This window comes from Ruegeria lacuscaerulensis (assembly GCF_013034685.1).
GTDB lineage: Bacteria > Pseudomonadota > Alphaproteobacteria > Rhodobacterales > Rhodobacteraceae > Ruegeria > Ruegeria lacuscaerulensis_B.
This window is the reverse complement of sequence record NZ_WQGO01000003.1, coordinates 24,366-36,869: the sequence shown is the minus strand read 5'-3', so window position 1 is coordinate 36,869 and position 12,504 is coordinate 24,366. Positions and strand designations below refer to the sequence as shown.

General features: G+C 58.6%; 11 protein-coding genes. 3 read left to right on the top strand and 8 right to left on the bottom strand.

Annotated features, from left to right (window positions below):
* Positions 1–12: 12 nt before the first annotated feature.
* The 7 genes from GOV80_RS07800 to GOV80_RS07770 form a co-directional block, all read right to left on the bottom strand.
* A complete protein-coding gene (locus GOV80_RS07800) occupies positions 13–363 on the bottom strand; it encodes an H-type lectin domain-containing protein (protein WP_170768999.1) in 351 nt (116 codons plus the stop codon).
* A gap of 117 nt (positions 364–480) precedes the next feature.
* Positions 481–891, bottom strand: a complete 411-nt coding sequence (locus GOV80_RS07795) for a F0F1 ATP synthase subunit epsilon (RefSeq protein WP_170783781.1) — start codon at positions 889–891, stop codon at positions 481–483.
* A 12-nt stretch (positions 892–903) separates the two neighbouring features.
* A complete protein-coding gene (gene atpD / locus GOV80_RS07790; protein ID WP_170783779.1) occupies positions 904–2,328 on the bottom strand; it encodes a F0F1 ATP synthase subunit beta in 1,425 nt (474 codons plus the stop codon).
* 20 nt (positions 2,329–2,348) lie between these two features.
* Positions 2,349–3,227 carry a F0F1 ATP synthase subunit gamma gene (locus GOV80_RS07785; protein ID WP_170768996.1) on the bottom strand — a complete coding sequence of 293 codons (879 nt, stop codon included), beginning with the start codon at positions 3,225–3,227 and terminating at the stop codon, positions 2,349–2,351.
* 12 nt (positions 3,228–3,239) lie between these two features.
* Complete coding sequence (gene atpA, locus GOV80_RS07780; protein ID WP_170352321.1) at positions 3,240–4,778, bottom strand: F0F1 ATP synthase subunit alpha; 1,539 nt, start codon at positions 4,776–4,778, stop codon at positions 3,240–3,242.
* Positions 4,779–5,339, bottom strand: a complete 561-nt coding sequence (locus tag GOV80_RS07775) for a F0F1 ATP synthase subunit delta (RefSeq protein WP_170352320.1) — start codon at positions 5,337–5,339, stop codon at positions 4,779–4,781.
* A gap of 311 nt (positions 5,340–5,650) precedes the next feature.
* Positions 5,651–6,385: a class I SAM-dependent methyltransferase gene (locus tag GOV80_RS07770; protein ID WP_170768995.1), complete on the bottom strand. Its 735-nt coding sequence runs from the start codon at positions 6,383–6,385 to the stop codon at positions 5,651–5,653.
* Between the two features lie 62 nt (positions 6,386–6,447).
* Here GOV80_RS07770 and gloB point away from each other — a divergent pair, with 62 nt between their 5' ends.
* From gloB to GOV80_RS07755, 3 genes are all read left to right on the top strand, one after another.
* A complete protein-coding gene (gloB, locus tag GOV80_RS07765; RefSeq protein ID WP_170783777.1) occupies positions 6,448–7,215 on the top strand; it encodes a hydroxyacylglutathione hydrolase in 768 nt (255 codons plus the stop codon).
* A 175-nt stretch (positions 7,216–7,390) separates the two neighbouring features.
* Positions 7,391–9,715: an ATP-dependent Clp protease ATP-binding subunit ClpA gene (gene clpA, locus GOV80_RS07760; protein ID WP_170783775.1), complete on the top strand. Its 2,325-nt coding sequence runs from the start codon at positions 7,391–7,393 to the stop codon at positions 9,713–9,715.
* Positions 9,716–9,873: 158 nt separating this feature from the next.
* Positions 9,874–10,761, top strand: a complete 888-nt coding sequence (locus GOV80_RS07755) for a YHYH protein (RefSeq protein WP_170783773.1) — start codon at positions 9,874–9,876, stop codon at positions 10,759–10,761.
* A 19-nt stretch (positions 10,762–10,780) separates the two neighbouring features.
* Here the strand turns inward: GOV80_RS07755 and GOV80_RS07750 are convergent, their stop codons facing one another.
* A complete protein-coding gene (locus GOV80_RS07750; protein WP_170783771.1) occupies positions 10,781–12,502 on the bottom strand; it encodes a peptidoglycan -binding protein in 1,722 nt (573 codons plus the stop codon).
* Between the last annotated feature and the right edge of the window lie 2 nt (positions 12,503–12,504).

Genomic DNA, 12,504 nt, shown 5'->3' with positions numbered 1-12,504 from the left:
AACGTCGGATGGCTAGGAGATGTCCCAGTCATCCTCATGCGCCACCTCTCCGATCGCTGTCCAGGACATCCTGATCCGCGCGATGCGGGTGTCTGACCAAGTGCGGAAAACGGCGCTGAAGCCTTCGGCTGAGATATCCTCTGCCTTGACCTCGGCGCGCAGGGCGGTGGTTGTGTCCACATCCCATAGGGATATGCCAACCTGAACCACTGGCGTGGTCCTGAACGGCTGGCTGAACGTAACAGCCGCGCGCCGTTCTCGGGTTCCGTTGCCTGTCCACATGTCCCCGCCATTGGAAAATTCGGAAAACAGTACAGTCTCGCCTTGGTCGATACCAATCGGGTGGGTGCGAAATGTCTTCATCTTTATCGTCTATAACCATTTACACTGAAAACTTAATCTGAGACTTCAAGCAAATCACGACAAAAAAACGGCCCCGCATTGCGAGGCCGTTTCGAATGATCCATTTGCAACAAGCCGTTACAGGCTCATATGCGTCCCAAGCGCTTCCATGTCGGCCAGCAGTTTGGCTGCATCGTCAACGATGGACTGATCGTCCCCGGCCTTTGCGACCTCGTGCGAGGCGCGGGCTTCAGCGATCAGGTCATCCAGATGCGACCGGGTCACTTCGGCAACCGGTATGGCTTTTTCAGCCAGAACCGACAGGCCGTCGCCGTTGATCTGGGCAAACCCGCCAGTGACCAGGTATTCGCTGGCTCCGGCAGGTGCCTCAACCTTCAGCAGACCGGGGCGTAGCGTGGTGATGGTGGGGGCATGATCGGGCATTGCCGTCATGTCCCCGTCCGCGCCGGGTAGCTGGACCGCGGTGGCCTCAAGCGAAGCAAGGCTCCGCTCTGGGCTGACGAGGTCGAATTGCATCGTGTTTGCCATCAGGGATACTCCTTAGGCGGCTTCTGCGGCCATCTTTTCCGCTTTGGCGATCACTTCGTCGATGCCACCAACCATCAGGAAGGCCGCTTCGGGCAGGTGATCATATTCGCCAGCCACAACGGCTTTGAACGACGAGATGGTGACATCCAGAGGAACCTGAACGCCCGGCGAACCGGTGAAAACCTCGGCCACGTCGAACGGCTGCGACAGGAAGCGCTCGATCTTACGGGCACGGGCAACGGTCAGTTTGTCTTCTTCCGACAGTTCGTCCATACCGAGGATGGCGATGATGTCCTGAAGCGACTTATAGCGCTGGAGGATCTGCTGAACGTCGGTTGCAACCGCGTAGTGCTCTTCACCAACGATGGCCGGGTCCAGCAGACGCGACGACGAGTCGAGCGGGTCAACAGCCGGATAGATACCCTTTTCCGAGATCGCGCGGTTAAGAACGGTAGTCGCATCCAAGTGAGCAAACGAGGTTGCCGGCGCAGGGTCGGTAAGGTCGTCCGCAGGCACGTAGATCGCCTGCACCGAGGTGATCGAGCCCGACTTGGTCGAGGTGATGCGTTCCTGCAGGGCGCCCATGTCGGTGGCCAGCGTCGGCTGGTAGCCCACCGCCGAAGGAATACGACCCAGCAGAGCCGAAACCTCGGAGCCCGCTTGCGTGAAGCGGAAGATGTTGTCGACGAAGAAAAGAACGTCGGTACCGGACTGGTCGCGGAACTGCTCGGCCAGGGTCAGACCGGTCAGAGCAACACGTGCACGCGCTCCCGGAGGTTCGTTCATCTGACCGTAAACCAGCGCAACCTGCGATTCCGACAGGTTGTCGGGTTTAATAACGTTCGATTCGATCATCTCGTGGTACAGGTCGTTCCCTTCACGGGTCCGTTCACCAACACCCGCGAACACCGAGAAGCCCGAGTGCACTTTGGCGATGTTGTTGATCAGTTCCATGATCAGAACGGTTTTACCAACGCCCGCGCCACCGAAGAGGCCAATTTTACCGCCTTTGGCGTAAGGAGCCAGCAGGTCAACAACCTTGATGCCGGTCACAAGGATTTCCGACTCGGTCGACTGTTCCGCGAACTCAGGTGCGGGCTGGTGGATTGCGCGGGTTTCCGACGCAACAACGTCGCCTTTTTCGTCGATCGGCTCGCCGACCACGTTCAGGATGCGGCCCAGGGTGGCGTTGCCAACCGGAACCGAGATCGGTGCGCCGGTGTCGGTCACAACTTCGCCACGGACCAGACCTTCGGTCGCGTCCATCGCGATGGTACGGACGGTGTTTTCACCCAGGTGCTGAGCAACTTCCAACACCAGGCGTTTGCCGTTGTTGGTGGTTTCCAGCGCGTTCAGAATTTCAGGCAGTGCGTCATCGAACTGCACGTCGACGACGGCCCCGATGATCTGTGTGACTTTGCCTTTTGCATTCGCCATGTTTCGTCTCCGGTATGTCTCTACAGCGCTTCGGCGCCGGAAATAATTTCAATCAGCTCGTTGGTGATCACGGCCTGACGCGAGCGGTTGAACTGGATCGTCAGCTTGTCGATCATTTCGCCCGCGTTGCGTGTCGCGTTGTCCATTGCGGACATCCGTGCACCCTGTTCAGACGCTCCGTTTTCGAGCAGAGCCGAGAAGATCGCGGTGGCAACCCCCTTGGGCAGCAGGTCGGCCAGAATGGCCTCTTCGCTGGGCTCGTAGTCGAAGATGGCACCGCTGTCGTCACCTGCCGCGTCGTCCTCGAACGAGGCGGGGATGATTTGCTGTGCCGTCGGGATCTGGGTCACGACGTTGACGAACTTCGAGTAGAAGATCGTGGCAACATCGAACTCAGCCCCGTCAAAGCGGGACAGGATGTCCTTCGCGATGTCCTGCGCGTTGGCATAGCCAATGCGCTTGACCTCGCTCAGGTCGACATGTCCAACGAACAGATCGCCCAAATCGCGCTTGAGCGCGTCGCGGCCTTTCTTGCCAACGGTCAGAACCTTGACCGTCTTGCCTTTGCCGCGCAGCTCTTCCGCCTTTTGGCGGGCCAGCTTGGCGATGTTCGAGTTGAAGCCGCCACACAGGCCGCGTTCAGCTGTCATCACAACCAGCAGATGGACATCATCGCTGCCCGTACCACGGAGCAGCTTGGGGGCGCTGTCGCTGCCCCCGACCGAAGCCGCCAGCCCCGCCATAACGGCATTGAACCGCTCGGCATAGGGGCGTGAGGCTTCAGCAGATTCCTGGGCGCGGCGCAGTTTTGCAGCCGCGACCATCTGCATGGCCTTGGTGATCTTGCGGGTCGATTTGACCGACTCGATCCTGTTTTTAAGGTCCTTCAGACTAGGCATCGGAACCCCCCGTTACGCGAAGGTCGCGGCGTATTCGTCGATCGCTGCCTTGATCTTGTCGGACGCGTCACCTTTGATCTTGGGATCTTCGTCTGTCAGCCATTTCAGCAGGTCGGCGTGCTTGCCGCGCAGGTGCGCCAGCAGACCGGCCTCATAGCGGCCAACGTCCGAGACGTCGATCTTATCGAGGTAACCGTTGGTGCCCGCGAAGATGACGCAGACGATTTCCGCGTTGGTCAGCGGCGAGTACTGCGGCTGTTTCATCAGCTCGGTCAGGCGCGCACCACGGTTCAGCAGCTGCTGGGTCGCGGCGTCGAGGTCCGAACCGAACTGCGCAAACGCAGCCATTTCGCGGTACTGAGCCAGCTCCAGTTTTACCGGTCCAGCGACCGATTTCATCGCGTTGGTTTGGGCCGACGAGCCCACACGCGAAACCGACAGACCGGTGTTCACAGCAGGACGGATGCCCTGGTAGAACAGTTCGGTTTCCAGGAAGATCTGACCGTCGGTGATCGAGATCACGTTGGTCGGAATAAACGCCGAAACGTCGCCACCTTGGGTTTCAATAACCGGCAGAGCGGTCAGCGAGCCTGCGCCGAAATCTTCGTTCAGCTTCGCCGAACGCTCCAGCAGACGGGAGTGGAGGTAGAAAACGTCACCAGGGTAGGCTTCACGTCCGGGCGGACGACGCAGCAGCAGGGACATCTGACGATAGGACACAGCCTGTTTCGACAGGTCATCATAGATAATCAGCGCGTGGCGACCGTTGTCGCGGAAGTATTCGGCCATCGCAGTCGCCGAGTAAGGCGCCAGGAACTGCATCGGCGCCGGGTCGGACGCGGTTGCGGCCACAACGATCGAGTATTCAATCGCGCCGGATTCTTCCAGTTTCTTCACCAGCTGTGCAACGGTCGAACGCTTCTGACCAACCGCCACGTAGATGCAGTACAGTTTCTTCGACTCGTCGTCGCCTGCTGCGTCGTTGTAGACTTTCTGGTTCAGGATGGTGTCCAGAGCAACGGCGGTTTTACCGGTCTGACGGTCGCCAATGATCAGCTCACGCTGGCCACGGCCGATCGGGATCATCGCGTCAACCGATTTCAGGCCAGTTGCCATCGGCTCGTGCACCGATTTACGCGGGATGATGCCGGGGGCCTTAACGTCCGCAACGCCACGCTTGGAAGCGTTGATCGGGCCTTTGCCGTCCAGCGGGTTGCCCAGACCGTCAACAACGCGGCCCAGCAGTTCGTCACCGATCGGAACGTCCACGATCGAGTTGGTGCGCTTGACTGTGTCACCTTCTTTGATGTCACGGTCGGACCCGAAGATAACAACACCCACGTTGTCGCTTTCTAGGTTCAGGGCCATACCCATGATGCCACCGGGGAATTCGACCATCTCACCGGCTTGCACGTTGTCCAGGCCGTATACACGGGCAATCCCGTCACCGACGCTCAGCACGCGGCCGATCTCGGCCACTTCGGCTTCCTGACCAAAATTCTTGATCTGGTCCTTCAGGATTGCAGAAATCTCTGCAGCTTGGATTCCCATTTATCCGACCTCTTTCATTGCATTCTGTAGGGAGTTCAGCTTCGAACGGATCGAACTATCGATCATCTTCGAGCCCACTTTAACGACAAGACCGCCGATGAGGCTTTCATCCACGGTCGCATTGATTGTCACGGTCTTGCCCACACGCTCGGACAGCGTCTTGGACAGTTTTTCCATCTGTGTCTTGGTCAGCGCTTTGGCCGAGGCAACATCGGCAGTCACTTCGCCACGCTCTTCGGCCAGCATGTCGCGCAGAACCTGCACCAGCTGCGGTACGACAAACAGGCGGCGTTTTTGTGCCATCAGGCCCAGCGTGTTGCGCAGGATGGCGTTCAGGCCCATTTTGTCGGCGATTGCGGTAATGGCGCCTTCCTGTTCGGCGCGCGAAACCAGAGGCGAAGCGATCAGGTTACGCAGTTCGGCGCTGTCGCCCAATGCTGCTGCCAGATCGTTAATTCCGGTCTCCAGACCTGCGAGGTCTTTATTCTCTTTCGCGATCTCGAAGATCGCGGTGGCATAGCGCTCGGCGATGCCTGTGGAAATCGAAGCTGGTTCGGACACGTCCACCCTTCCGATATTTGAGGCCCCGATTTCGGGTAGCGGCCGCTACCTTGGGGCGTGAGGAAACCCCGTCCTTTTAGGGCGGGGATCAAAATCACCGGGGATGTAGCAGAGCCGAACCCAGCTAGCAACATATTATCACGGGGGTGACTTTATCCACAAAGTGTTTGATTTCAAATAGTTACACAGGGTGCGACCCTTTTGTCCGGCTGCAAGGTGCGAAAAATGTTACGAAAGTGTAGGTTTTTGCGATTCCTGAGGCGTTTTTGCCGCGTTTTCCCGCTTTGACGTGGCGTAAAAGCAAGCAAGAGCTAGGCGGGCTTCAACAGACCGTCTAGTGCCTTGATCGGACGACGGACAGGATCCTTGGTGACGCTGCCGCTTGGGGGTCGAATATGCTTTGTTGCTTCGACCATCAGAACACCTCCAGCCATGACGGTGGGTATCCGCTGGCCCGTCTTTTCAATCAGATTGCCCGACTTGAGCCAGAACCGCCGGAACGAGGGAGGCAAATACAATGCTGAGCAATGGCTTTCCGGTTCAAAATGATGCGCCCGGAGCTGGTTTTCTAGCTGCGATGCTGAATACGGACGTCCAAAGCCAAACGGCGTCCGATCCGTCCGTGACCACAATCCCGCGCGGTTGGGCACAATAAAGAACGCGCGCCCACCAGGGCCCAGAACCCGCCAGCATTCATTTAACAGTTCGCTTGGCCGCTGCGAGGTCTCAAGCCCGTGCATCACCACCAGCTTGTCCACGTGCCCGGTCTCTATCGGCCACATCGTCTCTTCCGTCAGGACCGAGACATTGGGCATCCCCGCGGGCCACGGCATAACGCCTTGCGGCCCAGGCATCAGCCCAATCACCCGCCGGGCATCTGCCAGGTAAGGGCGCAGCAAGGGTACGGCAAAGCCAAACCCGGCGACTGTCTGGCCTTTGGCTTCGGGCCATTGTTCGATCAACCGGCCCCGGATCGCCGCCTGCGCCGCACGCCCCAATGTGCTGCGGTAGTAGAAATTCCTCAGATCCTGCACATCAAGATGCATTGCGGACACCCGGTCAATCGGCTTAGCTTCGGCGCAGTCTAGCAACGAAAGGGCAAAAGGCCATGCCTCTTGAAATCGTCACCATTCCATGTCTCAGCGATAACTACGCTTTTCTGGCGCATGACGCCGCAAGCGGCAACACCGCTTTGATCGACGCGCCCGAAGCAGGACCCATTCTGGCCGAGCTGGACCGGCGCGGCTGGACGCTCAGCCACGTGTTGTTGACTCATCACCACTATGACCATGTGGACGGCTTGCCGGCCATTCTGGAAAAGCACACCGCCAAAGTGATCGGGGCCGCTGCCGACGCGCACCGCTTGCCACCATTGGATCAACAAGTCAGCGATGGCGATACGTTTGAACTGGGCGGAGAGCAAGTTCAGGTGTTGGATGTCCCAGGCCATACGGTCGGACATATCGCGTTTTACATGCCCCAAAGTGCTGCCGTTTTTACCGCAGACAGCCTGATGGCCCTCGGCTGCGGGCGTCTGTTCGAAGGCACAGCGCCTCAAATGTGGGCCTCCCTGTCGAAATTGGCCGCCCTGCCCGACGATACTGTGGTGTGTTCAGGTCACGAATATACACAATCGAACGCCAAGTTTGCCCTGACGGTGGATCCGGACAATGCGGCGTTGCAGGATCGCGCTGCTGATATCGACCGCGCCCGGGCGGCGAATGAACCAACGGTGCCCTCGACATTGGCTTTGGAAAAGGCGACAAATCCTTTCCTGCGCGCAACAGATCCGGCGATTCAGGCGCATCTGGGCATGGCGGGCGCGGATCCGGCGGCTGTATTTGCGGAAATCCGGGCTAGAAAAGACCGCTTTTGATGCCTATTTCCCCAACTTCACAGCCACGGTCACAATAAATGTGACTGTCAAGTGAAAGAAAACCCTTGAAGCCGGGCCATGATCAACCAAACTCTAATAGTATGAGGACATGGTTGGGATGGGGATCCGGCCGAAAGCCCGCGCCCCTTCCGACCCAAGACAGAGGAGCACCCGCGTGCCTTCATTCTCGAGCACTTTAGAACAAGCCATTCACGCGGCCCTTGCGGCAGCGAACGAACGGCGACACGAATTCGCCACGCTGGAGCATCTGCTTCTGGCGCTGCTGGAAGAACCGGATGCGATCCGCGTCATGAAAGCCTGCAGCGTTGATCTTGAGGACTTGCGTAGCACTCTGGTCGAATTCATTGACGAAGATTTATCCAACCTCGTCACCGACATTGACGGGTCAGAAGCCGTGCCAACAGCCGCTTTCCAGCGCGTGATCCAGCGCGCCGCGATCCACGTGCAAAGCTCGGGCCGGACTGAGGTGACGGGCGCCAATGTTCTGGTCGCCATCTTCGCGGAACGTGAAAGCAACGCAGCCTATTTCCTGCAGGAACAGGACATGACACGCTATGACGCGGTGAATTTCATCGCTCACGGCGTCGCTAAAGACCCTGCTTACGGCGAAAACCGCTCAGTTTCGGGCGCGGATCAGGTTGAAGAGGAACCGCAGTCTGGCACGGGCGAAGGCGAGCAAAAAGAAAGCGCTCTTGGAAAGTACTGTGTCGATCTGAACACCAAATCCCGCGCGGGTGACGTTGATCCGCTGATTGGGCGCTCGGACGAGGTTGAACGCTGTATCCAGGTGCTTTGCCGCCGCCGCAAGAACAATCCGTTGCTGGTTGGCGATCCGGGCGTGGGCAAAACGGCTATTGCCGAAGGTCTTGCGCACAAAATCGTCGCGGGCGAAGCCCCCGATGTGCTGTCCGAGACAACGATTTATTCGCTGGATATGGGCGCGCTGCTGGCCGGTACGCGCTATCGCGGTGATTTCGAGGAACGGCTGAAGGCGGTCGTGACCGAGTTGGAAGAGCATCCCGACGCGGTGCTGTTCATTGACGAAATTCACACGGTCATCGGCGCAGGCGCCACATCGGGAGGCGCGATGGATGCGTCGAACTTGCTGAAACCTGCACTGCAGGGTGGCAAGCTGCGCACCATGGGTTCGACCACGTACAAGGAGTTCCGTCAACATTTTGAAAAGGACCGCGCGCTCAGCCGCAGGTTCCAGAAGATTGATGTGAATGAGCCTTCTGTGGAAGACAGCGTGAAAATCCTGCGCGGCCTCAAACCGTATTTTGAAGAGCATCACGCGATCAAATATACTGCGGACGCGATCAAGACCGCGGTGGAACTGTCTGCGCGCTACATCAATGACCGCAAGCTGCCTGACAAGGCCATCGACGTGATTGATGAGGCCGGGGCCGCACAGCATCTGGTCGCGGAAAGCAAGCGCCGTAAAACCATCGGCGTGAAAGAGATCGAGGCCGTGGTCGCCAAGATCGCGCGTATCCCGCCCAAGAACGTCACCAAGGACGATGCCGAGGTTCTGAAAGACCTTGAGACCTCGTTGAAACGAGTGGTTTTCGGACAGGATGACGCCATTGTGGCACTGTCGAGCGCGATCAAACTGGCGCGCGCGGGCCTTCGTGAACCTGAAAAGCCCATCGGCAATTACCTGTTCGCAGGTCCGACCGGTGTGGGCAAAACCGAAGTGGCGAAACAGTTGGCCGACACGCTGGGTGTTGAACTGCTGCGCTTTGACATGTCGGAATACATGGAGAAGCACGCGGTTTCGCGCTTGATCGGTGCACCTCCGGGCTATGTTGGGTTCGATCAGGGTGGCCTGTTGACCGACGGCGTTGACCAGCATCCGCATTGCGTGCTGCTGCTGGACGAGATCGAGAAGGCGCACCCGGATGTGTTCAACATCCTGTTGCAGGTGATGGACCATGGTGAGCTGACCGATCACAACGGCCGCACTGTGAATTTCCGTAACGTGGTGCTGATCATGACTTCGAACGCGGGGGCGCAGGAACAGGCGAAGGCTGCAATCGGCTTTGGTCGTGATCGCCGCGAAGGCGAAGATACGGCTGCAATTGAACGCACCTTCACGCCGGAATTCCGCAACCGTCTGGACGCGGTGATTTCCTTCGCACCGCTGCCGAAAGAGGTCATCCTGCAAGTGGTCGAGAAATTCGTCCTGCAACTGGAAGCACAGTTGATGGACCGCAATGTGACCTTTGACCTGACACCCAAGGCCGCCGAATGGCTGGCGGACAAGGGGTATGACGACAAGATGGGTGCACGCCCTCTGGGCCGTGTGATCCAGGAACACATCAAGAAGCCTCTGGCTGAAGAGCTATTGTTCGGTAAGTTGGCCAAGGGTGGTGTGGTTCGCGTTTCGGTTAAGAAAGGCGATCTGAACCTGGAAATTCTGGGCCCCGATCAGCCCCGCATTCCGGGCGACAAGCCGCCGCTGCTAACAGCAGACTGATTGCACAAGCGTTTAGAAACATTGATCGCCCGGTTGCACCTGCATCCGGGCGATTTTGCATCAACGCCAGACGATTGCGCGCCCGTTGGCGCGTTTTTCGACGGAACGACTTCTCGCGCACGTTTCACAATCACCGTTGAAGCGAATTGGAGAGTCGAATGCTTAAACCCGCCGTCCTTTGGGGCTCTTCCTTAACCTTTGCCGTGATCGCCACAATAACGACCGCACAACACAGGTTTCGCTATCATGATGAAACGACAACGCGGCCACTAATTCTGCAACCGGCCACGATTGATCCGGGGGTCAGTTACGTTGATCTCACCGAAGCCAAAAATCGCGTAAGCGTTTCCGCAAATGGGATACCGGACCATCTGGTCGGTCGCTTTCCAAACCGAGGCAACCCGCACGGCCTTTCCGAGCAACGAGTCAATCTCAGCGTACCCGCGCATCCAAAACCAAGTCGCACGCCTAAGCCTCTGGAGCTGGGTTGGAATTTCGGCGTGTCGATAGACGGTGTGGTGTTTGATCCGCTGGCGGTAGAATACTGGAATGGAGATCCAAGATCGGGTTGGTCATACAACGCGCTTGGCGGCGCAATTTCGCTGGGACTTGACGAAAACCACGCCCATGTTCAGCCCGGCGGAAAGTACCACTATCACGGTATCCCGACCGGCTTGATCGAACTATTGGAATACACGCCGACCCGACATTCGCCTCTGGTCGGATATGCCGCAGATGGTTTCCCGATCTATGCGATGACTGGTATTGAGGATGGGAACGTGACGCAAATGACCTCATCCTACCAACTGAAGAACGGCAATCGACCCGGCGGCAGCGCGCCAGACGGAAAGTTTGATGGCACCTTCAATGAGGACTATGTTTACCGCGCTGGAACCGGAAATCTGGACGAATGCAACGGAGGCTTCACGGTCTCACCCGAATATCCGTCTGGAACATACGCCTATTTCCTAACTGAAAACTACCCGGTCATCCCACGGTGTTTCACTGGTACGCCAGACGACAGCTTTCGCTTTGGGCGTCGCTGAGCACAAGGCAAAGCGCTGGTTATCGTTCCGTCAGCTTCAGCTCGATGCGCCGGTTCTGGGCCCGTGCTTCGGGTGTGTCGGCCGGATTGACGGGCTGGAACTCTCCAAAGCCGTTTGCCGCAAGCCGGCTGGGCGGAATACCCAGCGCCTCGACCATATACAGAACCACCGACAGGGCGCGGCCCTGGCTCAGCTCCCAGTTGTCGCGATAGCGCCCCGACCCGGCGAGGGGGACATTGTCCGTGTGGCCGTCGACACGAATGACCCAGTTCAGCCCTTCGGGGATTTCAGCGGCCACGGTGCGTAGGATGTTGGCCACTTTGGCGACCTCGAGTTGGCCTTCGGGCGACAGCACGGCCGAGCCGGTGTCAAACAGAACCTCGGACGAAAAGACGAACCGATCCCCTTCGATCCGCACCCCGTCTTGATCCCCTAGAACATCGCGCAATCTGCCGAAGAATTCAGAACGATAGCGCTGCAAATCCTCTGCCTGCGCGGCCAGTTCCTCATTCTGCCCAGACAGAGCCTCGGCTTCAGCTTCCAGACGGGCGCGTTCGGCCTCTTCCAGCAGGCGGCGGCGACGTTCTTCCGAGGCCGCGCGGGCCAAGGCGGCATTCAGATCCTGCCCCAGCGTTTGGATGCGGATATCGGCGGCGGCGTTGCGTTCCTCATAATCGTCCAACAGCGCCTGCAACCCGCCTAGTTGTTGACGCAGCGCAGCGAGTTGCTGGTTCAACAAGGCGGTTTGACGCTGCGCCTGCTCAGATACTTCTTTTTCAGTCGAAATCGCTTCGCGGGCCACGGCCAGCAGGGCAGCGCGCTCCTCGGCCAATATGCGTTGTTCCTGTGCATCCGTCTGCGCCTGAGTTTGCGCGGCAAGGGCAGCCTGCAACTGCGCCTCAAGCTCTTCGGTATTCAGCTCTCCAAATTGACGCTCAAGCTCGGCACGAGCGGCTTGGGCGGCAGCCAAAAGGGTCAGCGTTTCCTCGGCCTCTTTGCGCTGCGCTTCCAACGCCAGTGTCATCGCAGTCAGTTCGGCATCGGCGTTCTGCAATCGGTCGCGCAGGTTTTCAGCCGCCGCCGCCTCAGCCAGTCGCGCGGCCTCTTCAGCGCTAAGTTGATCTTCAAGTTCCGTGATCAGCGCCGCCTGGGCAGTTTCGCTCTGTTCCAGATCGGCAACCAGAGCCTCCAGAGCTTCGCGGCGGGCCGCAGCCAACCGGGCGGCCTCGGCCTGTGCATCAATCTCGGCGCGACTTTGGGCCAGCGCAAGATTCAACGCATCCTGATCCGATAGCAACTGTTCCTGTTGGTCCTGTAACCCCTGCCGTTCCGCTTCAAGCGAGGCTATGACATCTTGCGCGCGATCCTGATCGGCCAGCAATGCCGCAACCTGCGCCTCAAACCCTGTTATCCGCGATTGCGCTTGCGAAAGGCTATCTTCGGCCTGAGCCAACTCGTCTTCGGTTTCAGACAAGGTCGCGTTCAGCGCCCCAAGCCGCGCTTCAAGTCGGCTGTTTTCGCGTTCCTCCAGCCCCAGCGCACCAGCCAGCGCGGCAACTTCGTCAGACAGCGCCGTCAGCTCGTCTTCCTGCCCCGAAATCGTTTCCCGCAGGACGAACTGAACCACCATGAAGATCGTCAGAACGAAGGTCAAAACCATCAAAAGTCCGGTAATCGCATCCACGAAACCGGGCCAGACCGAGCCCTGAAACCGTTGACCTGTGCGACGGGACAGGGCCATCT